Source organism: Ruegeria sp. ABD4_443 (assembly GCF_056160865.1).
In genome coordinates this window covers 117,339-138,795 of record NZ_JBSWYA010000001.1, presented here as the reverse complement: position 1 = coordinate 138,795, position 21,457 = coordinate 117,339, and the positions used below count along the sequence as shown (strand labels likewise).

The 21,457-nt window shown below is 60.0% G+C and carries 24 protein-coding genes and 1 tRNA gene; 17 read left to right on the top strand and 8 right to left on the bottom strand.

All coding sequences use genetic code 11. From position 1 onward, the window contains the following. Positions 1-186 precede the first annotated feature (186 nt). Both ACXAG8_RS00720 and ACXAG8_RS00715 read right to left on the bottom strand, forming a co-directional pair. Positions 187-996 (bottom strand): DUF2059 domain-containing protein, encoded by an 810-nt coding sequence (locus tag ACXAG8_RS00720; RefSeq protein ID WP_475221361.1) that lies wholly within the window; start codon positions 994-996, stop codon positions 187-189. Then, complete coding sequence (locus ACXAG8_RS00715) at positions 996-1,838, bottom strand: DUF2059 domain-containing protein (RefSeq protein ID WP_475221359.1); 843 nt, start codon at positions 1,836-1,838, stop codon at positions 996-998. Before ACXAG8_RS00715 ends, ACXAG8_RS00720 begins: the two co-directional genes overlap by 1 nt. A 123-nt stretch (positions 1,839-1,961) precedes the next feature. Between ACXAG8_RS00715 and ACXAG8_RS00710 the strand changes: the two genes are divergently transcribed. From ACXAG8_RS00710 to ACXAG8_RS00665, 10 genes are all read left to right on the top strand, one after another. Then, positions 1,962-2,051: transfer RNA gene (locus ACXAG8_RS00710), tRNA-Ser, on the top strand. Between the two features lie 211 nt (positions 2,052-2,262). Continuing rightward, a complete protein-coding gene (locus ACXAG8_RS00705) occupies positions 2,263-2,784 on the top strand; it encodes a hypothetical protein (protein WP_475221358.1) in 522 nt (173 codons plus the stop codon). 220 nt (positions 2,785-3,004) lie between these two features. Then, a complete protein-coding gene (locus tag ACXAG8_RS00700; protein ID WP_475221357.1) occupies positions 3,005-4,033 on the top strand; it encodes an alcohol dehydrogenase catalytic domain-containing protein in 1,029 nt (342 codons plus the stop codon). Positions 4,034-4,105: 72 nt separating this feature from the next. Continuing rightward, positions 4,106-4,981, top strand: a complete 876-nt coding sequence (locus ACXAG8_RS00695; RefSeq protein WP_475221356.1) for a branched-chain amino acid ABC transporter permease — start codon at positions 4,106-4,108, stop codon at positions 4,979-4,981. Between the two features lie 5 nt (positions 4,982-4,986). After that, positions 4,987-6,084: a branched-chain amino acid ABC transporter permease gene (locus tag ACXAG8_RS00690; protein WP_475221355.1), complete on the top strand. Its 1,098-nt coding sequence runs from the start codon at positions 4,987-4,989 to the stop codon at positions 6,082-6,084. Further along, entirely contained in the window at positions 6,081-6,845 is a 765-nt protein-coding gene (locus ACXAG8_RS00685; RefSeq protein ID WP_475221354.1) for an ABC transporter ATP-binding protein, read from the top strand. The genes ACXAG8_RS00690 and ACXAG8_RS00685 overlap by 4 nt, the downstream gene beginning before the upstream one ends. After that, entirely contained in the window at positions 6,842-7,615 is a 774-nt protein-coding gene (locus ACXAG8_RS00680) for an ABC transporter ATP-binding protein (RefSeq protein WP_475221353.1), read from the top strand. The genes ACXAG8_RS00685 and ACXAG8_RS00680 overlap by 4 nt, the downstream gene beginning before the upstream one ends. A 5-nt stretch (positions 7,616-7,620) precedes the next feature. Next, the gene (locus tag ACXAG8_RS00675; RefSeq protein WP_475221352.1) at positions 7,621-9,507 is read left to right on the top strand and encodes an AMP-dependent synthetase/ligase; all 1,887 of its coding nucleotides are present in this window, start codon (positions 7,621-7,623) and stop codon (positions 9,505-9,507) included. A gap of 31 nt (positions 9,508-9,538) precedes the next feature. After that, on the top strand, positions 9,539-10,699 hold the full coding sequence (locus tag ACXAG8_RS00670) for an ABC transporter substrate-binding protein (protein WP_475221351.1): 1,161 nt from the start codon (positions 9,539-9,541) through the stop codon (positions 10,697-10,699). A 276-nt stretch (positions 10,700-10,975) separates the two neighbouring features. Next, positions 10,976-11,992 carry an SGNH/GDSL hydrolase family protein gene (locus ACXAG8_RS00665; protein ID WP_475221350.1) on the top strand — a complete coding sequence of 339 codons (1,017 nt, stop codon included), beginning with the start codon at positions 10,976-10,978 and terminating at the stop codon, positions 11,990-11,992. A gap of 85 nt (positions 11,993-12,077) precedes the next feature. Here the strand turns inward: ACXAG8_RS00665 and rpsI are convergent, their stop codons facing one another. From rpsI to ACXAG8_RS00650, 3 genes are all read right to left on the bottom strand, one after another. Then, positions 12,078-12,563: a 30S ribosomal protein S9 gene (rpsI, locus tag ACXAG8_RS00660; RefSeq protein ID WP_039535473.1), complete on the bottom strand. Its 486-nt coding sequence runs from the start codon at positions 12,561-12,563 to the stop codon at positions 12,078-12,080. Between the two features lie 6 nt (positions 12,564-12,569). Further along, positions 12,570-13,028 (bottom strand): 50S ribosomal protein L13, encoded by a 459-nt coding sequence (gene rplM / locus ACXAG8_RS00655; RefSeq protein ID WP_039536983.1) that lies wholly within the window; start codon positions 13,026-13,028, stop codon positions 12,570-12,572. Positions 13,029-13,192: 164 nt separating this feature from the next. Then, positions 13,193-14,596, bottom strand: coding sequence for an aminotransferase-like domain-containing protein (locus tag ACXAG8_RS00650; protein ID WP_475221349.1), 1,404 nt, complete (start codon positions 14,594-14,596; stop codon positions 13,193-13,195). 99 nt (positions 14,597-14,695) lie between these two features. Here ACXAG8_RS00650 and ACXAG8_RS00645 point away from each other — a divergent pair, with 99 nt between their 5' ends. Next, positions 14,696-14,923 (top strand): DUF1127 domain-containing protein, encoded by a 228-nt coding sequence (locus tag ACXAG8_RS00645; protein ID WP_475221348.1) that lies wholly within the window; start codon positions 14,696-14,698, stop codon positions 14,921-14,923. Between the two features lie 60 nt (positions 14,924-14,983). Here ACXAG8_RS00645 and ACXAG8_RS00640 read toward each other — a convergent pair whose 3' ends face one another. Next, entirely contained in the window at positions 14,984-15,427 is a 444-nt protein-coding gene (locus tag ACXAG8_RS00640; RefSeq protein WP_475221347.1) for a PaaI family thioesterase, read from the bottom strand. Between the two features lie 57 nt (positions 15,428-15,484). Between ACXAG8_RS00640 and ACXAG8_RS00635 the strand changes: the two genes are divergently transcribed. The 4 genes from ACXAG8_RS00635 to gluQRS all read left to right on the top strand — a co-directional run bounded on the left by ACXAG8_RS00635 (position 15,485) and on the right by gluQRS (position 19,478). Continuing rightward, the gene (locus ACXAG8_RS00635) at positions 15,485-16,270 is read left to right on the top strand and encodes an enoyl-CoA hydratase (protein WP_475221346.1); all 786 of its coding nucleotides are present in this window, start codon (positions 15,485-15,487) and stop codon (positions 16,268-16,270) included. Between the two features lie 299 nt (positions 16,271-16,569). Then, positions 16,570-17,910, top strand: coding sequence for a methylenetetrahydrofolate--tRNA-(uracil(54)-C(5))-methyltransferase (FADH(2)-oxidizing) TrmFO (gene trmFO, locus ACXAG8_RS00630; RefSeq protein WP_475221344.1), 1,341 nt, complete (start codon positions 16,570-16,572; stop codon positions 17,908-17,910). A gap of 36 nt (positions 17,911-17,946) precedes the next feature. Further along, the gene (locus ACXAG8_RS00625) at positions 17,947-18,561 is read left to right on the top strand and encodes a class I SAM-dependent DNA methyltransferase (protein ID WP_475221343.1); all 615 of its coding nucleotides are present in this window, start codon (positions 17,947-17,949) and stop codon (positions 18,559-18,561) included. Further along, complete coding sequence (gluQRS, locus tag ACXAG8_RS00620; RefSeq protein WP_475221342.1) at positions 18,558-19,478, top strand: tRNA glutamyl-Q(34) synthetase GluQRS; 921 nt, start codon at positions 18,558-18,560, stop codon at positions 19,476-19,478. The genes ACXAG8_RS00625 and gluQRS overlap by 4 nt, the downstream gene beginning before the upstream one ends. On the opposite strand, the gene hisI is transcribed toward gluQRS, so the two are convergent. Then, positions 19,459-19,848 (bottom strand): phosphoribosyl-AMP cyclohydrolase, encoded by a 390-nt coding sequence (hisI, locus tag ACXAG8_RS00615; RefSeq protein ID WP_475221341.1) that lies wholly within the window; start codon positions 19,846-19,848, stop codon positions 19,459-19,461. The genes gluQRS and hisI overlap by 20 nt on opposite strands. 48 nt (positions 19,849-19,896) lie before the next feature. Here hisI and ACXAG8_RS00610 point away from each other — a divergent pair, with 48 nt between their 5' ends. Together ACXAG8_RS00610 and ACXAG8_RS00605 are read left to right on the top strand one after the other, a co-directional pair. Continuing rightward, complete coding sequence (locus ACXAG8_RS00610; RefSeq protein ID WP_475221340.1) at positions 19,897-20,349, top strand: iron-sulfur cluster assembly scaffold protein; 453 nt, start codon at positions 19,897-19,899, stop codon at positions 20,347-20,349. A 59-nt stretch (positions 20,350-20,408) separates the two neighbouring features. Next, positions 20,409-21,047, top strand: coding sequence for a MarC family protein (locus tag ACXAG8_RS00605; RefSeq protein ID WP_475221338.1), 639 nt, complete (start codon positions 20,409-20,411; stop codon positions 21,045-21,047). A gap of 198 nt (positions 21,048-21,245) precedes the next feature. On the opposite strand, the gene ACXAG8_RS00600 is transcribed toward ACXAG8_RS00605, so the two are convergent. Beyond that, on the bottom strand, positions 21,246-21,368 hold the full coding sequence (locus tag ACXAG8_RS00600; protein WP_475221337.1) for a hypothetical protein: 123 nt from the start codon (positions 21,366-21,368) through the stop codon (positions 21,246-21,248). Positions 21,369-21,457: the final 89 nt, after the last annotated feature.

Sequence of the window (21,457 nt, the reverse complement as noted above, 5' to 3'; positions counted from 1 at the left end):
CCCCTTTCGGGCGTTTCGGCCTCAAGTTCCTTGAAAACCACCTCGAACAGCGCGCCCTTTTCGGGCTGTGTGAAGACCCGGGGACCATAGGCCCAAGGTCAATAATAACGATACCCGGCGCGGAGAGCCCGGCCGGGATGCGCGCTTATCCGGTCAATCGGACGGAAAGTCAACCATATTCCGAGGTCAAAGTTCCGATGCCCCCAGAACCTGACCGACGGTTATCCCCAACTGGTACGAGATCTCGTTATACATCTTGTCGATACCGTCGAAAACGGCGTCATTCAGCGCCCGCCCGGTATCGGTCCGGGAAAAGGCGATATTGCCCCGAATCTGCGACTCGTCAAGCGGTTGGTAGGCCAGCAGAAGAAATGAGAACAGCCAATCGCGCGTGTCGCTTTCGACCTCGTCCTTGTGGGCCAGCAACTCGGCCAGAAGCTCGCCTTCGTCCGGCGGGGTGCCCTGCCCGTTCGCCATACCGCGAAAGAAACTGTAATCCGAGGTGATCGTACTTTGCACATTGCGCGCGATCAGATCATTGACCTCGATATATTCTTCGATCAGCAGAAAATGTCCGGCATCGCGGTCCGCATCCCGCAGGGCTGCCTGCGCCATATCGGTGACCGCTTCGTCCATCATGGCGCGGCGGGCCGAGTTTTCGAGCGAGACAATGACCTGTCCCAGATCGCTTTCGAAAAAGGTGGCGGCCTGTTCCAACTGCTGCTCGGTCAGCATGTCGGACAGGCTTTCAGAGATCTGGCCCGTCATCCAGACCGGGTCATAGATGTCTTCGATCTGGGCGTGAAAAAAGGCACCGCCCGCGCCGCCCAGAAACCCTTCATCCAGCTTTTTCCCGCTGCTGACGCCTTCTTCGCGCAGCACCTCGACCACCTCGTCAAGGCGCATGGCCCCCGTCAGTCTGTCAACCAGCTCGCTGGCGCTGGCCGGCATAGACAGGCCCACAATTGCCACGAACAGAACCAAGAACCGTTGCATCAGATGTCTTGCGCCGGGCGCAGCTCGGCCATCCGGGCGGCCAGGACCTCGAACCGCATGGCCATGATCTCGTATTGGATCGCGTTGAGCAGTTCATAGACTTCCTGCATCAAGGGCGCTTCGAGCGCATCGGCATAGGCGTCCACATCCGCATCTGAAAACGTCTGATACGTATAGGCCGCCCCGGCCAGCGACGACAGTTGCAAAGACCGCCGCATCTCGGGTTCGTTGGCCTTCATCATCTGTCGCAATTCATCCCCGCCCAATTGCAGATCGATCACCCCCGAGGCACTGGCCGCCAGAAGAAACCGCACCTGAATTTCCTGAAGCGCCCGCACCGCGGTACCGCTGGCATCGATGGCCCGGTTCATCCGCTTGAGGCTTTCAACCCGGTGCGACCCCTCCTGGATCAGGTCCGAAACGATTTTCTGGCCCTCAAGTTGCTTGGCCTCGTCATCCTCGACCAGGTGCGACGCGTTTTCCGCCGCAACCAGCCTTTGACCCAGATCAGAGGCATAGAACTCGACCGCATGGGTCAGCGCCTGATCGCTCAGCGTCTGTTCAAGGATCGTGACCGCGGTTTCATGCATTTCGCCGGTGTCGAACACCTCTTGGGTCAGGCGCGTCCAATCCGCGCCGAATCCGTCGGGATCAAGCCCCAGCATGCCCGGCGCCGAGGCAGATGCCAGCGCGATGCTTTCAAGCGCTACATCGAAACCGGTCGTGGTCAGAAAAGCCTCGATCCGGTCCCTGTTTGCCGCAGCCAAAGGCTGGGCAAAGGCGGCAACGGCAACAAGCGGGACCAGGACGGCCACATAAAAACAGCGCAGGAAGTGTTTCATGCCTATCAACCTAGGCAATTTCCCAATGCAGGCAACGGAAAAACCCGACTTGGCGTTTTTCGGGAATTTTCCGCTTGCACCGTCCGGGTTTCGCAACTAAATCCCCCCCTCACAGACCCCCGCGGAGAGGTGCCGGAGTGGTCGAACGGGGCGGTCTCGAAAACCGTTGTGGGTGCAAGCCCACCCAGGGTTCGAATCCCTGTCTCTCCGCCACTTACCCCAATCGGGTTTTCGGCACAGTTTCCCAAGGCAACAGATTTCTGGCCCGCGACCAGTGTATGCGGCGTGTTATCGCCACCGCCGGCACGCCCGATCAGCGCAGCACGGCCTATCGCCGCACCATGCCGAATATTTCCGGGTTTTCCCCTTTGATCCCAGATAGTTTTTCAGCATTTCTGCGGCGCATAGTTCAAAGGAGATCATCATGTCCCGCCTCATATATATCGTCATCATCGCAGCCATAGCTGCCGGTGCCTATTTCTTCCTGGCCAAACCGGAACAAACGCCGGTCGAACAGCTTCAATCCGCCGCTGAAGAGGCCGGAGAAGCCGCTAGCGAAGCAGCCTCGGCCGCGCAGGATGCCGCCAGCGATGCTCTGACAGACGCCACCGAACAAGCCGGGCAAGCGGCCTCGGACCTGGCGGACCAGGCGACCGAAACCGCCCAGCAGGCCGGCGAGGCCGCGTCCGATCTGGCCGATCAGGCGGGCGAACAGGTTGCCGCGCTTGCCGGTCAGGGACAGGAGCTGTTCAACTCTTGGGTTCAGGACGGCATGCTGACCGCCGAGCAGTTCGATTTTGACAAGATGGTTGCATCGGTTCAGGACAGTGACCTGGCCCAGGGGCTCAAGGATCAGGCCCTTGCGATCCTCGAAGAAATCAAGGCCTCGCCCGAAACGATTGCCGAAAAGCTGCAAGAGCTGCAGGCGTTGCTGACCCAGCAATGACACCCGCCGGGCCTGCGGTTTGCGCGGGCCCTGCAAATCGCTGTACCAGGCGGTTTTCCGTCACGTCAGGTGACAGATGAATTGACGGCAAGGGGCGCTTTTGTTTGGCTTGGGCCAACAGCGCCCCTTTTTGCTGCCTGCCCGGTTGGATGCGTCAAAGACCGCTGCGGCACCCGCGCAAAAACCGGCCGCCAACCCGTTCAAAACAAGGAATTTTCACATGTCCGACCTGCCCAGTTCGATGTTTGCCGTCATTCAGTCCCATGACGGGTATTCGGGGACCGCAACCGGCCCGGTGATCGCGGATGCCGCAGATTGGCTGGAAAATGCGACCCTGCCGGTTTCGGCGCCGGGCGCGGGTCAGGTCCTGATCCGGCTGCGCGCGGCCTCGGTCAACCCGTCGGATATTCATTTCATCAAGGGCGAGTATGGCCAGCCGCGCGTCAAAGGCAGCCCCGCCGGGTTCGAAGGGTGCGGCGACGTGATCGCAACCGGACCGGGGGCCGAAGCCTTGCAAGGCCTCCGGGTCGCCTTTGTCGCCGCCGGGTCCGGCGCCTGGGCGGAATATGTGGTAACCCAAGCCCAGATGTGTATCCCGCTGCGCCCCGAAATCTCGGACGAGGATGGTGCCGCGCAGATCGTCAACCCGATGACCGCTATGGCCATGGTCGATATCGCGCGCAAGGCGGGCGACGCGTTTGTCGTGTCTGCGGCAACCAGCCAGCTGGGCAAGCTGATGTGCAGCCTGGGGCGCGATTTGGGGTTGAAGCCCATCGCCCTGATCCGGCGGGCCGAAGCCGCCGATATGATCCGCGATGCGGGCGCGGCCGAGGTTCTGGTAACCGGTGATGCCGATATGACCGAAAGATTCGCCGCCATCAGCGCCGACCTCAAACCGCGGGTCTTCCTGGATGCTGTCGCCGATCAGCAATGCGAACAGGTCTTTTGCAACATGCCAAACGGTGCGCGCTGGGTGTGCTATGGCAAGCTCAGCACGGAGTTGCCAAGGCTGACCCAGATGGGGCAGTTGATCTTTATGAACAAGCGCATCCAAGGGTTCTGGCTGACCCAGTGGATGATGTCGACCGCCCCCGAAGACCAGATGGGCGTCGTCGCCGAGGTTCAGGCCCGGTTCGCAGATGGCCGATGGAAAACGGATGTTTCTGAACGGCTTACACTTGTAAATGTGGTGCCAAATCTTGCCGATGCACTAAAAAAGAGTGACGGCAAAGTCATTATCACGCCATAGTAGGTCCAAATGACGGGCAAATCGAACGCCCGCAGGGAACGATACCGGCTCAACCGGTAGAGGGAGGACAGTTTGGACAATGCGCAGCTGCTGATCAGCGGGCTGGCGAATGGCTGTGTCTATGGCCTGATCGCACTGGGGTTCGTTCTGATCTACAAGGCCACCGAGGCGGTGAATTTTGCCCAGGGCGATTTCATGATGCTGGGGGCCTTTGTTACCATCGGGCTGACGAATACCGAATATATGGGCCTGCCCTTTTGGGTCGCGCTGCCGGTGTCGCTGGGGATCATGGGGGCGCTTGGCTATCTTGTTGACCGGCTGATCATCCGCCGCCTGTTCGGCGAAAGCCAGACCGCTGTCGTGATTCTGACCATCGCCCTGGGGTTCGTGATCCGTTTCGTCGCCGGGTTGATCTGGGGCCACGAGCCGCAGACCCTGCAAAGCCCTCTGGCCGGTAAAGAAGTCCGTTTTGGCGGGCTGGTTCTGGGGATGGAGGATGTTGCCGTCATCGTGGTGACGGTCCTGCTGACCTGGGGGCTGTATGTTTTCTTCAGCCGCACCAAGCTTGGCCTGGCGATGCAGGGCGCATCGCAGAACCAGCTGGCGGCCTATTACATGGGAATTCCCGTCAAACGGGTTCAGGGGTTCATCTGGGCCCTGGCGGGCGTGGTGGCCGGAATTGCGGGCATCCTTTTCGCGGCCAAGGGATCGGTTGACCCGACAACGGGGCTGATGGGGATCAAGGCCTTTGCAGCGGCCGTCATCGGCGGCTTTGGCAGCCTGCCCGGCGCCCTGGCCGGAGGGTTGATCGTCGGCGTCATAGAACCCTTTGCCAGCCGGTATATCGCAGCCGGATACAGCCAGGTTGCCCCTTATGCGCTGTTGCTGGCGGTGCTGATTTTCCGGCCCCATGGGCTGTTTAGCCAAGTGCGGGTCAAAAAGGTCTGATTGTCATGCGAATAGTGTTCAAAACCAACTATATGCAGGACATTCGACCATGGAAGGACGGGTATCAGCTGGGTCTGTACCTGGCTCTGATCGCCCTCGTCGCGGCCGCGCCGTGGTGGCTGGATGCGTTCTATCTGGGCGAATTGACCAACGTCCTGATCTGGGCCATCGCCGGGCTGGGCCTGATGATCCTTACCGGGCATACCGGCCAGGCCAGCCTGGGCCACGCCGCGTTTCTGGCCTTTGGCTGCTATGCCAATGTCATCCTGATCGAAAATGGCGTGCCGTTCCTTGTGGCCTTCCCCCTGAGCGGGGTCCTGACAGGGATTGCCGGTGTGACCGTCGCCATTCCCGCGCTGCGCCTGCACGGCATCTATCTGGCCATTTTCACGCTGGCGTTGTCGATCTTGATGGATGACATCATCGTGCTGGCCGAACCCCTGACCGGCGGCGTTGCGGGCAAATACCTGGGCGGGGTTGAAATCTTTGGCCATCTTGTCGACCGCTGGGCCACGCCAGAACAGTTCTTTTGGCTGGTGCTGGGCACGGCCATTGTGGTGACGCTGGGTTATATCAACCTGCTGCGCGCGCCACTGGGCCGCAGCTTTATCGCGGTGCGCGATTCCGAGGTTTCGGCACAGGCGATGGGCGTGGACATTGCCCGCACCAAGATGATCTCGTTCGCGCTGTCCTGTGCCGTCACCGGTTGGGCCGGTGCGCTGATGGGCCTTTATGCAGGGGCCTTCAACAACGAAACCTTCAGTGTCGTCATATCCATCCAACTGCTGATGATGATCGTCATCGGCGGGCTGGGGTCGATCCACGGCGCGTTTCTTGGCGCGATCGTCATCGGGTTTCTGCCCCAGTTCCTGTCAATCGCCAAGGAATATGTCGGCGCCGCATTCGGCGGCAGCACCGTGGCCATTCCGGGATTGGAATTCGGCATATTCGGCATGATCCTGATCGCCTTCATCCTGTTCGAGCCGATGGGCCTCTATGGGCGTTGGCTGAAGATCCGGACATGGTTCGAGCTGTTCCCCTTTTATCGCAAGGACATGTTCAAACGGCAGAAATCCTATCTGCGGACGGAGCGCCTGAGATGAGCTTGCTTGCCTTTGAAAACGTCACGCTGAAATTCGGCGGCCTGACGGCGGTCAATGATCTTTCGTTCGAGGTTCACGAAGGCGAAGTCTTTGCCATTGTCGGCCCCAACGGGGCGGGCAAGTCGACCGTGTTCAACCTGATCTCGCGGTTCTACACGCCCCATGCCGGCGCGATCCGGTTCGACGGTCACGACCTGCTAAAGGTGAAACCGTCGGGCGTGGCGGCCTTTGGCGTGGCGCGCACGTTCCAGAACATCGAGCTGTTCGAGCATGCCACCGTTCTTCAGAACCTGTTGGTCGGCCGCCATCGGCACCGCCGCACCAACCTGGTTTCCGAATTGCTGTTTGCCCCGTCCGCGCGGCGCCAAGAGATCGAGAACCGCGAAAAGGTCGAAGAAATCATCGACTTTCTGGACTTGCAGGCCTTTCGCGACAAGCTGATCTCGGGCTTGCCATACGGTGTGCGCAAGGTTGTCGAGGTGGCCCGCGCCCTGGCCACCGACCCCAAGCTGCTGTTGCTTGACGAACCCGCCTCGGGCCTGTCGGTCGAGGAAACAACCGACATGCGCTGGTGGATCGACGATATCCGCCGCCAAATGGGCATCACGGTGTTGATGGTGGAACATGACATGGGTCTGGTGTCGGGGGTCTCGGACAGAGTGCTGGCCATGGCCGATGGCGCGATGCTGGCATTGGGCAGCCCCGCGCAGGTGCAATCGCACCCGGCGGTGGTCGAGGCGTATCTGGGGAAAGCCTCATGACCGAGCCGATCCTGAAAATCCGCAATATCGAAAGCTTTTACGGCCCGATCATGGCAATTCGCGGCGTGTCGCTGGATGTGCATCCCGGTCAGATCGTATCAATCCTTGGCGCCAATGGTGCGGGCAAGACGACGTTAATGAAAACCGTGTCGGGGGTGATGGACCCCGAAAAGGGCACCATCACATTTGACGGGACGCAGATACAGGGTTCGGAACCGCATAAGGTTGTCCAGCGCGGCATCGTCCACGTGCCCGAAGGGCGCGAGGTGTTCCCCCTGATGACCGTCGATGAAAACCTAAGCCTGGGTGCGTATACCCTGACCGACAAGGCCCAGATCGACCACGACCGCGAGCTGGTCTTCAGCTATTTCCCGGTTCTGAAGGAACGGCGCAACCAAGAGGCCGGCACCCTGTCGGGCGGGCAACAGCAAATGCTTGCCATTGGCCGGGGCCTGATGGCCAACCCAAAGATCATGCTGCTGGATGAACCCTCGCTGGGTCTGTCGCCGCTGCTGGTTCAGGAGATCTTTGGCATTCTCAAGCGGTTGAACGAAGAACAGAACATGACGATGATGCTGGTCGAGCAAAATGCAAACGCGGCGCTGGAGCTTGCCCATCACGGCTATGTCATGGAAATCGGCCGCATCGTCATGGACGGCGAAGCCAGCGACCTGATGCAATCCGAAGACATCCAGAACTTCTATCTTGGCGTCAAGGAAGAAGGCGCGCGTGAAAACCGCCGGTGGAAACGCAAGAAGACGTGGAGGTGACCCAGATGGACGCAAGCCCCCTGCCCCCGCAAATCACGATCAACGGCGTTCAGTTCAACGCGACGCCGGGACAGCGGCCGCTGCGGGTTGATGGGTGCATGACAATCGGTCAGCTGTTTCGCAAACGATGCGCCGACCTGGGACAGCGGACAGCGCATCGGGAAAAGGATTTCGGGATATGGAAGTCGTTTTCCTGGGCGGATTACTGGCAACACGCCAGGTGGATCGGCCTTGGGTTGCGCCAGCTTGGCCTGAACCGGGGCGAGGTCGTTTCGATCCTGTCCGAAGACCGCAAGGAATGGGCGTGGTTCGACCTTGGCATCCAATGCGTCGGCGGGATCACGTCCGGCGTTTACACCACCGATTCCGCCAGCCAGTTGCAATATCTTGTAACCGACAGCGACAGCCGCTTTCTGATCGTCGAGAACGAAGAACAGCTGGACAAGTTTCTTGAGGTCGAAGATGCGCTTCCCTCGTTGCAGAAGGTCATCATTCTGGATGACGAGGGGCTGCATGACCTGAACCATCCGCGTTGCATGATGATCGCGGATCTTTACGCGCTGGGGCAGCAGGCCGAAGCCCGGGACCCCGACCTGTTCGAAGCCGAGATAGAAAAGACCACGCCCCAGGATACGGCGCTGCTGATCTATACATCCGGCACGACCGGACAGCCCAAGGGCGCGATGCTGAGCAACGAAAACATCCTGGCCGCCATCGAATCCGGCGCCCGCGCCCTGCCGACGCGGGAAACGGACGAACAGCTTTGTTTCCTGCCCCTGTGCCATATCCTTGAACGCGACGTGTCGATCTATTTCCCGCTGGCGGGCAAATGCACCGTCAACTTTGCAGAAAGCCCCGAAACGGTGTTCGCCAACCTGCAAGAAGTGTCGCCCACCACCTTTACCGCCGTGCCGCGGGTCTGGGAAAAGATCTATTCGCAGGTCCTGATCATGGCGCAAGAGGCCACCCCCGCCGGTCGGGCTGCTTTTGGACTGGCGCTGAAGGCCGGGATGGCGCGCGCCGAATACATTCATCGCGGCGAACCGGTTCCGGCGGGTGTCGCGGCGCGGTTCTGGTTGTGGGACAGGCTGGTTCTGCGCAACCTGCGCCGGATGCTGGGCATGGACCGGCTGCGCCGGGGCGGCACCGGCGCGGCGCCGATCTCGGGCGAGCTGCTCAGGTGGTACTGGGCCATCGGCGTCCCGCTGGTCGAAGGGTTCGGCATGACCGAAACCGCGGGGATTGCGTCACTGAACACGCCCAAAATCAACCGGATCGGCACGATAGGCCAGCCTGTCATCGGCAATGATCTGCGCATTGCCGAGAACGGGGAAATCCAGATCAAGGGGTTGAACGTGTTTCAGGGCTATTGGCGCAACAACGCCAAGACCGCAGAAACCTTTACCGCCGATGGCTGGTTGCGCACCGGGGACATGGGCCACCTGGACGAAGACGGGTTCGTGTCGATCACCGGGCGGCTCAAGGACATCATCATCACCGCGGGCGGCAAGAACATCACCCCTGCGGAAATCGAAAGCCGGTTGAAGTTCAGCCACTATATCTCTGACGCTGTCATCATCGGCGATCGTCGCAAGTTTCTGACCGCTCTGATCATGATCGACCAGGAAAATGTCGAAAAGCTGGCCCAGGACCGCAAGATCCCGTTCTCGAACTTCGCCTCGCTGTGCGCGGCACCGCAGATCCGCGAATTGATCAGCCAGGAGGTTGCAGCGGTAAACAAGGAATTTGCCCGTGTCGAACAGATCAAGGATTTCCGCCTGATTGACGTGTTGCTGACCGCCGAGGATGATGAACTGACCGCCACCATGAAGCTGAAACGCGGCTTTGTGGAAAAGAAACACGCGCATCTGATCGAAGACATGTACACATAATCACAGGGAAACACCCAAGGGAGGAGAAATCATGAGGAACGTGTTCAAGCGGATGGCGACGGCTGCCGCGATGACGGCAACGGCAACCGTGGCACTGGCCGATGTGCAGGGCGTGTCGGATGAGGAAATCGTCATCGGTTCCGTCAACGACCTGAGTGGCATTTTCGCGGCTGTCGGGGTTCCCGCGACCAAGGGCGCCAACGTCATGTTCGACCGCGTCAACGCCAATGGCGGCGTTCATGGCCGCCAGATCCGCTTTGTGGTCGAGGATAACGGCTACCAGATGCCACGGGCGATGCAGGGCTATAACAAGCTGCTGAACCGCGACAAGGTCTTTGCCATGCTGCAATCGCTGGGCACGCCGATGAACCTGGCCGGGTTCAAACTGCTGGACCCGAAAGGCATTCCCAACGTGGCCCCCCTGTCCGCGGCCCGGCAAATGCTGCAGGAGCCGGTGACCAACAAGTTCACATCCTTCAGCAGCTATTACGACCAGTCGCTGGTCGGCGTGAAATACCTGGCTGAAACCTTTGGCGGGCAAAACGTTTGTACGATGTACCTGCCCACCGATTTCGGCAAAGAGATCCTGGAAGGCAGCCATGCCGGGGCCGAGGCCGCGGGGATCACCTTTGCAGCCGAAACGACCCATAAACCGGATGAGACCGATTTCGTCGGATCACTCAGCAAGCTCAAGGAAGAAGGCTGCGATATCGTCACCATGGCGCTTGGGGTCCGCCAGGTCATCACCGTCGTGGGGACCGCCAAGAAAATGGGGCTTGAGGACATGAAGTTCCTGGGCACCTCGGCCAGCTTTCTGACCGTGGTTGCGCAGGTGCCCGGTGGCGTGACCGAAGGGTTCTATGCCGCGGCATCCTGGCAAGACCTCTGGGCCCGCGCCGAAGAGCCCGCGCCAGCCGCCTTTATCGAAGAATACAAGGCCGCCACGGGCGAAGACCCGGTCGGGTTCTCGATGCTGGGTTACGCGGCCGCCGATCTGATGGTCCGCGCATTGGAGGCCGCAGGCCCCGACCTGACCCAAGACAGCTTTATCGCCGCGATGGAGACCCTGGATTACCAGGACGATCTGGTGGGAAATCACATGACCTTTAGCGCCGATGACCACCAGGGCGCGGATTCGGTCTATGTGAACGTGGTCGAAAACGGGGCCTGGAAAATGGTCTACGAAGAATAAGATCCGGAACGCCCTGTCGATTGCACGGGGCGTTCCGACCTCCGGGGTTGTGGGCCAGACAGGTTTCAAACCCTCGCTTGACTTGAAAAATATGGTACCCCTAAACTCGAACGCGAGGGGGATATCGATTATCGCTAACCATTGTTTTGGCGCGGATTTTGCGGGTTTTCCCGTGGCGTTTCGGTGCGGTATTCGATCTAAAGGGTTATAAGTTTAGTGAACAAATTTCTAAAAAACACCGCATTGGTTCTTGCCGTTACAATTTCGCTACTTGCAGTGATCGAGATTTCCGTCCGGCTGTTTTTGCCGCAATCGGTCGACACGACCTATTATGTTGGCGAAGCGCTGGCACTTAAAAACCCGGTGACCGGACACGTGAACCGGCCCAAAACCCGCGCTGTCCTGTCTGCGCCGGAATTCGAGGTCGAATATATCGTGAACGCTCGCGGCTTCAGAAGTGCGGCGCTGGACGATACCCCGCTGCCGTCCCCGGACGCCGTCAAGGTTTTGTTGTTGGGGGATTCCTTTGTCTTCGGCGCCGCCAACCATTTCGAAAACATCTGGCCCGAAGTTCTGGCAAGACGCTATGAGAACGAGGACCAGAACGTCGAAATCATCAACGCCGGCGTTCCCGGCTATGACACCTCGCAACAGGCATTGTACCTGGAAGCACTATTCGAAACCTATCAGCCCGACATTGTGGTGCTGACCTTTCTTCCCAACGACCTGTTTGCAAACCGGCCCATCGAAACCGAAAATGGTCAGGACAATGCCCATGGCGATGCCCGGGCGGTTGTGAAATCCGGCGTCGGCAAAAAATCGCATCTGCATTCCCTTACCCTGCTGAAGCGGATCATCATGGCCACGGATGCGACCTATACGCGCCTGTACCTTCTGACCCCGAGAAAAGCGTTCTTCACCGTGCCCGCGTCGCAAGAACTGCTGAAACAGGCCGACACGACCAAGGATATCATCATGCGGGCCAAGCAGTTCACGACCGAACGGGGTGCCGATTTCATCGTCCTTTCGGTGCCGCAACTGTTTCAGGTTCTGCATTCCGCCAGTGGCCGCAGCGGGGATGGAATTGACCCCGCCCTGACCGACGACGTGTTTTCAGAGTTTTCCGCAACGCATGGCATCAACTGGGTTAAGGCACTGCCGATCCTTGCCGAAACCTATCGGCAAAACGGCGTCGATCTTTACCACAGGTTCGACGGTCACCTGAATGCCACCGGAAACAAGCTGCTTGCCGACATCGCCTATGACGCCCTGGAACCGATGGTTTCCCAATAACGCCACCCGACGGCCCAAAGAAAAATGGCGACCACGCATCTGCGTGACCGCCAATTTTGGTCTTTTCGAATTGTCCCGGACGCGATTAGCGCTTCGAGAACTGGAACGAACGACGCGCTTTGCGCTTACCGTATTTCTTACGTTCCACAACGCGGCTGTCGCGGGTCAGGAAGCCAGCGGCTTTCAACGCGCCACGCAGGCTGGGATCGTACAGTTGCAGCGCTTTCGAGATGCCGTGCTTGACCGCACCGGCCTGACCGGTCAGGCCACCGCCCTTGACGGTTGCGACAACGTCGAATTCACCTTCGACACCAGCAACCTGGAACGGCTGGCGCAGGATCAGCTGCAGAACGGGACGCGCGAAATACTTGTCCTGGTCTTTGCCGTTCACGGTGACCTTGCCGGAACCCGGCTTGATCCAAACGCGGGCAACAGCGTCTTTACGCTTGCCGGTGGCGTAGGAACGGCCCAGCTCGTCACGTACGGGTTCACGCACGATGACTTCTTCGGCCACGGTTTCAACGCCTGCGACGGCGCTCAGCTCTTCGAGAGTATTGATCTGATCAGCCATCGGTCATTAGCTCCGGGTGTTTTTCTTGTTCATGGACTTCACGTCCAGAACTTCGGGCGCTTGCGCCTCGTGGGGATGCTCGGCACCGGCGTAAACGCGCAGGTTGGTCATTTGCTGACGCGCCAGACGGTTGCCCGGCAGCATGCGCTTGACCGCCTGGGTCACGACGCGCTCGGGGTGGGCACCTTCCAGGATCTGCTGCTTGGTGCGCGATTTGATGCCGCCCGGGTGGCCAGTGTGCCAGTAGAAGTTTTCTTCGCGCTTCTTGCCGGTCATCTGGATTTTGTCAGCGTTGATCACGATGACATTGTCGCCCATGTCCATGTTGGGGGTGAACGACGCTTTGTGCTTGCCACGCAGGCGCATGGCGACGATCGAGGCAAGACGGCCCAGAACAACGCCCTCGGCGTCGATCAGGATCCATTTCTTGTCGATGTCTGCAGGTGTTGCAGAAAAGGTTTTCATGGCAGGATAGTCCTGTTTGATGTGAAAGACCGCCCCCTTGGCGAGGCGGCCCGAATTCGATGGACGGGTTTTATGGGCAGATCATCTGCGCGTCAAGAACCGCTTATCAGTATTTAGCAAGCAAAATCATATAGTTAGAAAATAGGTATTATTTTACCCCAAATTCAAACGCTGATTTGCTCGGGCGGATTGTCCAGCAGGCTGCGCAGACGCAGCATCGCGTTTTCGAACTGTTGCAGGGAAACATGCCCGTTCATCGCAATGCGCACCGCGTTTGGCGCCCGCCCGTCGCGCAAGGCGAACTCATCCGCCGACCGCAATTGAATGCCCTCACGTTCGGCGGCCCGGCTGAATGCGGCCGAGCGCCAGCCGGATGGAAGGTTCAGCCAGACAAAAGGAATGTCGGAATCCCAGTTCAGATCGAACCCACCCAACGCATTGACCGCGACGCGGACATATTCGCCCATCCGCGCACGGACATCCGCCGCAAGCTTTGGCGCATCGGGATGTCCAAGCAACAAACGGGTCAGTTCGGCAAGGGGCTGAGCCAGGCCGAAATACCCGTATTCGGCAGATCGGCGCAGGTCGCCGCTGCGTTCCTTTGGGGCAAGGGCAAACCCGACGCGCAGGGCTGGCGTCAGGATTTTGGAAATCGACGAAACGTGCCAGCCCCGCTCCGGGGCCAGCGCGCGGTAACAGGGCGCACGCGCCTCGCCCATGCGGTAACAATCGTCTTCGATGATCTGCAGGTCATGTTTGCGCGCAACCTCGACGACTTCCTTGCGCCGCTCCAACGGAGAATGCCCGCCGGTCGGATTCTGCACCTCGGGCGAGACACAGACGGCCTGCGCATCGGTCTGCTGCAGGATATGATCCAAAGCGTCGGGGCTGATCCCCCATTTGTCCATCTTTACGCCAACCACATCGGCCCGCATCAATTCACCGGCGCGGCGGAACCCGGCATAGGACAGGTCTTCGACCAGGACCACTGGCCTGGGTCCGTTGAGAACGGTTTGAAACACAACGCACAGCCCGCTTTGCCCGCCATGGGTCAAGACGATGTCATCAGCGGTGAATGCCCCCAGCGGAAGATCGGCCAACCAATCCACGACGACCTGCCGCACTGGCAGATAGGCGTCACGTGTCGGATAGTTCATGAACATGGCCGGATCGCCTTGGGCAACCTGCGCCAGGCATGACCGGATCAGGGCCACCTGCCCCACATCCGGAAGCCGGGGACTGAACAGGCTGACGCTGGCATCGTATTTGTCGTCACGCAGATGCAGCTGCCGCGACCAGACATCATCCAGTAAAGGCGTTTTCGCGGGCGCAACAAATGTACCACGCCCAACCTCGGCCCGCAGCAGCCCTTCTTCTGTCAGGATCGTATAGGCCCGCGCAACCGTTCCGGGCGTGATTTGCAGCCTATAGGCCAGTTCGCGCACCGGAGGCAGTTTCGCTCCGACCTGCAACGCCTTGGTATCTATTGCTTTGCGAATGGCATCGGCGACCAGGGTGTATTTCGGCCCCTTGGTGTCGGGCAATGCGTTTGGCCAAATTGTATCCATTACAATTCTTTCTTTGCCTTCGGTACAATTCCAAATGTATCAACCAAACATACCGAACATTTTTGCTTTGTGTCAATACAATTTGAAAGGACCCACGAAATGACACGCACAATGCACACACCCGCCCTCATGCTTCTGAACGACAGCCCCCGGCTGCCGCTGATCGCTGCTTTGGCCGTGCGTTTTGCTGCGACAGTCACCAAGTGGGAACAGCGCCGGCGCAGCCGCGTCAACCTTGGGCGACTGGATGACAGAATGCTGAAGGATGTCGGGCTTTCCCGTCACCAGGCGCACCGCGAAACGACCCGCTATTTCTGGATGAACTAGGATATCCCCAGTCCCAATTCGGGACCTCTTCCTGGGCCGGGGCTTGTCCCCGGCCATTTTTCATCCAAACGCCGCGGCGGCGGAGCCTTCCGGCGGCAGGGAATAGGTCATGCTGGCACGGGCCACGGCCTTGTCCGAGCCGTCGGAATACATCAACACATCGCCCACCGCCAGCGTGCGCCCCAGCTTTAGCAGCCTGCAATGGGCGATCATGTCGGATCGCCCGTCTGGTTTACGTAGGAAATCCATCGAACTGCTGGTCGTCACGGCCAGCGACTGCCGCCCCTTTCGGGCCAGAACCATCGCGTATACGCACACATCGGCCAGCCCGAACATCGACGGCCCCGACACAGTACCGCCAGGACGCAGATGACGGTCCTGAACCACAAGCCGCATGATGATTTCGTCCTCGCGCAGATCCTCGACGACAAAATCGCTGTGCACCTGCGGGAAGACCTGCCCGAGGTATTCCGTCAATTCCGCCTTGTTCATCGCCAATACCATGCTTCCCCTCCGTGTTCCGCCGCCCTAGAGTTGGCCCGACTGCTGGTGGAGGGCAAGATGACAATTCTGGAACGTAACGACACAGGCGCGGTTGCGCGGCTTCACATGAACGCGCCCGACCGGCTGAACGCGCTCAGCGACGAGATGCTGGCCGCGTTGCAGACCGAACTGGACAAGCTGCGCGGCGATCAGTCAATCCGGGCCGTCATCCTGTCGGGGGCGGGCAAGGCGTTTTGCGCCGGGCACGACCTGAAACAGATGACGGCAGGGCGCCAGTCCGCCGATGGTGGCCGGGCCTATTTCCAAGACCTGTTCGCCCGCTGCGCCCGCATGATGATGTCCATCCAGTCCCTGCCCCAGCCGGTCATCGCGCAGGTCCACGGTATCGCCACGGCCGCCGGGTGCCAGCTGGTGGCCACCTGCGACTTGGCCGTCGCGGCCGAAGGTACCCGGTTTGGCGTCAACGGCGTCAATATCGGCCTGTTCTGTTCGACGCCTATGGTGGCCCTCAGCCGTAACATCCCCCGAAAACACGCCTTTGAAATGCTAGCCACCGGCGACTTCATCACCGCCGAACGCGCCGCCGCCCTGGGGCTGGTCAACCGCGTGGTGCCCGAAATGCTGTTGGAACATGAAACAGTGTCGCTGGCCGAACAATTGGCGTCCAAGCTGAAAACGGCCGTAAAGATTGGAAAACAAGCGTTCTACGAACAGCTGCACATGCCGCTTGACCAAGCCTATGACTTTGCCGGAGGCGTAATGGCCGAGAATATGCTGGATCGTGATACCGAAGAAGGGATTCAGGCCTTTATCGAGAAAAGACCACCAAATTGGCCTCAATGAAGCAAAGGTGTTACACAATTTTATCGACTGTTCGCATTTTTGCACTTTTCAAAAGGGCAACACTGTGGCAAAGGTGGGTCAAGGCTAAGGCCTGAAGATACTTTTGGGTCGCCGTGGGCGGAAGGTCCCTCCAAGCTGGTCTCTCTCACCGGCGTTGACATTCCCGCAGCGGCGACCCCAAGAATCCCCTTCCCGACAGACCTGCAAATGAACGGGCGCTATGCGTGCAAGACGTCCGATCCTGCCTATCTGTGCAAGCATCGTTGCGGTTGCCGAAACTCTGCCCTATTTGGCACCCTATGACTGAGACATTACATATCGTGGGCGGCGGCATGGCCGGGTCCGAGGCGGCCTGGCAGGCGGCGGAAATGGGCGTTGACGTGGTGATCCACGAAATGCGGCCCAATGTTGGCACATTTGCGCACCAGACCGGAAACCTGGCCGAAATGGTCTGTTCCAACTCGTTCCGTTCGGATGATGACGAACAAAACGCAGTCGGCCTGCTTCACTGGGAAATGCGCGCAGCCAATGGTCTGATCATGGCCACCGCAGATGCGCACCGACTGCCAGCGGGCGGCGCACTGGCGGTTGACCGCGATCCCTTTGCGGAAAGCGTTACCCAAAAGCTGAAGGCCCACCCGCGCGTTACGGTTACCGCGCAGGAAGTGTCCGACCTGCCCGATCACGGTCACTGGATCTTTGCCACCGGCCCGTTGACCTCACCGGGATTGGGACAGGCGATCCGCACCCAGACCGGGGCCGATTCGCTGGCGTTTTTCGACGCAATCGCGCCAATCGTCTATGCCGACAGCATTGATATGTCCCAGGCCTGGATGCAGTCGCGCTATGACAAGGGCGAAACCGAGGAAGAGCGTACCGCATATCTGAACTGCCCCATGGACCGCGACCAGTACGAGGCGTTCATCGACGCGTTGCTTGCCGCCGACAAGACCGAGTTCCACGAAGGCGAAACCGCCGGTTATTTCGACGGCTGCCTGCCGATCGAGGTGATGGCTGAACGCGGGCGCGAGACTTTGCGCCACGGGCCGATGAAACCCGTCGGCCTGACCAACCCGCATCAGCCCGAGGTCAAGCCCCACGCGGTGGTTCAATTGCGGCGCGACAACGCGTTGGGCACGCTGTTCAACATCGTGGGCTTTCAGACCAAGATGAAATACGGGGCCCAGACCGAGGTGTTCCGGATGATCCCCGGCCTGCAAAACGCCAGTTTCGCGCGGCTTGGCGGTATTCATCGCAATACATTCATCAACTCTCCGACCTTGCTGGATGCGCAGATGCGGTTGAAATCCCAACCCAATATCCGGTTTGCGGGGCAGATCACGGGCGTCGAGGGCTATGTCGAAAGTGCCGCGATGGGGCTGCTGGCCGGTCGGCTGGCCGCATCCGAGATACTGGGCCGCCCCCTGCCCCCGGTGCCACAGGACAGCGCCATGGGCGCGCTTATTCATCACATCACCGGCGGCGCCGAGGCCAAGACCTTTCAGCCCATGAATGTGAATTTCGGCCTGTTCCGCCCGGTTGACGGGCTAAAGGGCGGGCGCAGGGGCCGCAAGGACCGGTACAAGGCCTATACCGACAGGGCAAAATCGGCCTGGACCGAATGGCTGGCGCATTGCTGACTGGACGCTGGCCCTTGCGGGGGCCTAACATACAGCATGACCAAAAAGTACCTGGCCGACACTTACCGCCTGACCACTGCTCAGGAAACGCGGTCCCACTATCAGAAATGGGCCGCGTCCTATAACGACGAAGTCAGCGAACATGGCTATGCAACGCCTGCGCGTGTGGCCGAGGCCCTGTGGGCCACGATGCCAGAGCCGCAAACCCCGATCCTGGATTTCGGATGCGGCACCGGTCTGTCGGGGGTTGCGCTGCACGCGGCGGGCTTTCGGGTCATCGATGGGCTGGACCCGACCCCGAAGATGCTTGAAGGCGCGGCTGCAACGGGTGTCTACAGGGCCTTGTCGGGGTTCGACATCGCCGATCCCGATCCGCTGACGCCCCAGGGGTACAAGGTCATAACCGCAATTGGCGTGATCGGCGCAGGCGCGGCACCGCCACAAACCTTTGACCTGCTGATGAATGCCCTGCCCAAGGGCGGCTATCTGGCGTTTTCCTTCAACGATCACACGCTGGCCGATCCGTCCTATACCGTGCGCCTGAAAGACTGGCTGGACATGGGCGCGGCGCGTCTGCTGTTTCGGGAACATGGCCCGCACTTGCCGGGGCTGGACTTGAAGTCTGATGTATACATAATTGAAAAAACGTGACTTTCACCACACGCTTCGCCCCATCACCGACCGGCCCGCTGCATCTTGGGCATGCCTATTCGGCCCTGCGTGCCCATGACATGGCCGCGTCGCGGGGCGGCGTGTTTCTGCTGCGTATCGAGGATATTGACCGGTCGCGTGCCCGGCCAGAGTGGGAACAACAGATTTACGATGATCTTGAGTGGTTGGGACTGCGTTGGCCAGAACCCGTGATGCGACAGTCGGACCGCCTGCCGCTGTATGACACGGCGCTGGACAGGTTATGGGCGCAAGGGTTGCTTTACCCGTGCACCTGCAATCGCAAAGATATCGCCGCAGCGGCCAGCGCACCCCAGGAAGGCGCGCCGTTGCATGGGCCAGACGGGATCATCTATCCCGGCACCTGTCGCAAAACGCGGATACCGGGCCAACCCGTCACCCCGAACAGGCCAAGGGACATCCCCCTGCGGCTGGACATTGCTGCGGCAGCGCGCCAGGCAATCGCGTCGGCGCCCGGAACATCCCGATTTCAGGAATTCGGCGCGGGCCCGGATGGGGAAACCGGTCTGATCGAATTCACCCCAGACGAGCTGATCCGCACGGTCGGCGACGTTGTCCTGTCCCGCCGGGACATGGGCACATCCTATCACCTGTCCGTCGTTCTGGACGATGCCGAACAGGGCGTAACGCGGGTCGTGCGGGGCCAGGACCTGTATGAGGCGACCCGAATACATGTTCTGTTACAGGCGCTTCTGGGCCTGCCCGTGCCCGAGTATTTCCATCACCGCCTGATCCGCGACACCGGCGGTAAACGCCTTGCAAAGCGCGACGATGCCCGTGCAATTGCCCGGTTCCGGGACGATGGCGCCTCGCCCGCCGATATCCGGGCAATGATCGGCCTGGATCAGCCCCGCCCGGTCAGCTCATCGGTGTCATGATCTCGGTCTCGATGCCGTCTCGGACAGCCGTATAGAAACAACTGCGCCGGTGGGTATGGCAGGCCGCCCCCGTCTGGCGCACCACCACCAACAGGCAATCCCGGTCGCAATCCACGCGCAGATCGACCAGTTCCTGAACGTGGCCCGATGTATCGCCCTTGACCCAGAACGCCTGGCGCGATCGCGACCAATAGGTCACGCGCCCGGTTTCAAGCGTGCGGGCGACGGCTTGGGCATTCATCCACGCCATCATCAGGACCTCTCCGGTTCCTTCCTGTTGCGCGATTGCGGGAACAAGACCCGCCTCATTGTATTTCAGTGTCGACGGGTCGAACGAGACAGTTTGCGTCATGGCAAAAACCTTTTGCATCCCAGAGGCTGGCCACTATGTATGGGGAACAGGCAACGAGGGAAACCCATGTCCGGCGAAACCGACCTGATCAAACTTTATTCCGGCCGAATTTTGGCACTTGCCGCCGATATCCCCCATTTGGAACGGCTGGCAGACCCGGATGCAACGGTCAAGAAACGGTCACCGCTGTGCGGGTCTACCGTTACCGTGGACCTGTCGTTGCGCGACGGGCGGATTGCCGCGTTCGGACAGGACGTAAAGGCCTGCGCGCTTGGGCAGGCCTCTGCCTCTGTCGTGGGCGGTGCCTTGATCGGAACGACCCGCGCGCAGGTCGAAGCGGCGCGCGACCAGCTGTCGGCCATGCTGAAAAAGGACGGACCGGCCCCGGACGCACCCTTTGACGGGCTAAAAGTGCTGATGCCGGCCCGCGAATACAAAAACCGGCACGCGTCGATCATGTTGGTTCTGGACGCAACTGCCGAGGCTTTTGAAAAGGCGGAACAGGCCGACTGCGCCTGAACGTGGCCTTTTGCGTCCATCGCGTCTAGGCTCCTGCCAAAACCAGGGAGAGCAACGCGTTGGACAGCCTGCTGGAACATTTCGTGACATTGTGGGTCGTGATCGACCCGATTGGCACCATTCCTGTCTTCATCGCCGTCACCGCAGGTGTCGAAGCCGCCGCCCGCCGCCGCACCGCGTTTCTGGCAGCCGCCGTCAGCGCGGGCGTTTTGCTGTTCTTTCTTGTGTTTGGCCAGATCCTGATCGATGCGCTGGATATTGGCCTGAATTCCTTTCAGGTGGCTGGCGGCATCATCCTGTTCCTGTTTGCGCTGACCATGATCTTTGGCGAAAGCAAGCCGGATTCGGACCAGCGTTTTGGCCAGGAAGAGGCCGCAGAGGACACGCACAAGCCGAACCCTGCGATCTTTCCGCTGGCGGTACCCTCGCTGGCCTCGCCCGGTGCCATGCTGGCAATTGTCATCCTGACCGACAACAACCGCTATAGCATCGCGGATCAGGGTGTCACGGCATTGGTCATGCTGGCGGTTATTGCCATTGCCGCAATCCTGATGCTGCTGGCCGATCCGATCATACGCATCATCGGCCATTCGGGATCGGCCATCGTCAGCCGCGTGATGGGCATGATCCTGGCCTCTGTTGCCGCAAACTCGGTCCTGTCTGCGTTGCTGGAAATCTTCAAGACCGGGCAGCTTTAGGTCCGGAAAGAAAAGGCCGCCGCTCTTTCCGGGCAGAAAGGGCGGCGGCAGGTAATGCGTTTCTCATGTTGGGTCCGGATTTCCACGCTGGGGCCGAGGCATGGCCCCTTCAAGGGTCTTGGGACAGGCAGGTCACCCTTGACTGAGATGGGTATGACAAGCGCGGCGTGATCGGCACGAGATCGCAGGCAGGAAGGCTTAGAACCCCAACGGCAGGTGAAGGGCGACCATCAGCATGACAACCAGAGAAACGGCACCGGCAGCGTCTTGCAGAATCGTTGCTTGCGAACGGCTGAAAGCGGTCTTGATCTGGGTCAGCATGGTGTCACCTCCGGTCAGGGCTTAATCATTTGTTGACCTTTTGTTCTCATATTTTTCACCTTCGGTAAAGAACTTTTTGAGAACATTTG

Bases quoted from the DNA above. Each gene is read 5' to 3' on its own strand.
- ACXAG8_RS00720 (WP_475221361.1), bottom strand. From the start codon at position 996: ATGCAACGGTTCTTGGTTCTGTTCGTGGCAATTGTGGGCCTGTCTATG.
- ACXAG8_RS00715 (WP_475221359.1), bottom strand. From the start codon at position 1,838: ATGAAACACTTCCTGCGCTGTTTTTATGTGGCCGTCCTGGTCCCGCTT.
- ACXAG8_RS00705 (WP_475221358.1), top strand. From the start codon at position 2,263: ATGTCCCGCCTCATATATATCGTCATCATCGCAGCCATAGCTGCCGGT.
- ACXAG8_RS00700 (WP_475221357.1), top strand. From the start codon at position 3,005: ATGTCCGACCTGCCCAGTTCGATGTTTGCCGTCATTCAGTCCCATGAC.
- ACXAG8_RS00690 (WP_475221355.1), top strand. From the start codon at position 4,987: ATGCGAATAGTGTTCAAAACCAACTATATGCAGGACATTCGACCATGG.
- ACXAG8_RS00685 (WP_475221354.1), top strand. From the start codon at position 6,081: ATGAGCTTGCTTGCCTTTGAAAACGTCACGCTGAAATTCGGCGGCCTG.
- ACXAG8_RS00680 (WP_475221353.1), top strand. From the start codon at position 6,842: ATGACCGAGCCGATCCTGAAAATCCGCAATATCGAAAGCTTTTACGGC.
- ACXAG8_RS00675 (WP_475221352.1), top strand. From the start codon at position 7,621: ATGGACGCAAGCCCCCTGCCCCCGCAAATCACGATCAACGGCGTTCAG.
- ACXAG8_RS00670 (WP_475221351.1), top strand. From the start codon at position 9,539: ATGAGGAACGTGTTCAAGCGGATGGCGACGGCTGCCGCGATGACGGCA.
- rpsI (WP_039535473.1), bottom strand. From the start codon at position 12,563: ATGGCTGATCAGATCAATACTCTCGAAGAGCTGAGCGCCGTCGCAGGC.
- rplM (WP_039536983.1), bottom strand. From the start codon at position 13,028: ATGAAAACCTTTTCTGCAACACCTGCAGACATCGACAAGAAATGGATC.
- ACXAG8_RS00650 (WP_475221349.1), bottom strand. From the start codon at position 14,596: ATGGATACAATTTGGCCAAACGCATTGCCCGACACCAAGGGGCCGAAA.
- ACXAG8_RS00645 (WP_475221348.1), top strand. From the start codon at position 14,696: ATGACACGCACAATGCACACACCCGCCCTCATGCTTCTGAACGACAGC.
- ACXAG8_RS00640 (WP_475221347.1), bottom strand. From the start codon at position 15,427: ATGGTATTGGCGATGAACAAGGCGGAATTGACGGAATACCTCGGGCAG.
- ACXAG8_RS00635 (WP_475221346.1), top strand. From the start codon at position 15,485: ATGACAATTCTGGAACGTAACGACACAGGCGCGGTTGCGCGGCTTCAC.
- trmFO (WP_475221344.1), top strand. From the start codon at position 16,570: ATGACTGAGACATTACATATCGTGGGCGGCGGCATGGCCGGGTCCGAG.
- ACXAG8_RS00625 (WP_475221343.1), top strand. From the start codon at position 17,947: ATGACCAAAAAGTACCTGGCCGACACTTACCGCCTGACCACTGCTCAG.
- hisI (WP_475221341.1), bottom strand. From the start codon at position 19,848: ATGCAAAAGGTTTTTGCCATGACGCAAACTGTCTCGTTCGACCCGTCG.
- ACXAG8_RS00610 (WP_475221340.1), top strand. From the start codon at position 19,897: ATGTCCGGCGAAACCGACCTGATCAAACTTTATTCCGGCCGAATTTTG.
- ACXAG8_RS00600 (WP_475221337.1), bottom strand. From the start codon at position 21,368: ATGCTGACCCAGATCAAGACCGCTTTCAGCCGTTCGCAAGCAACGATT.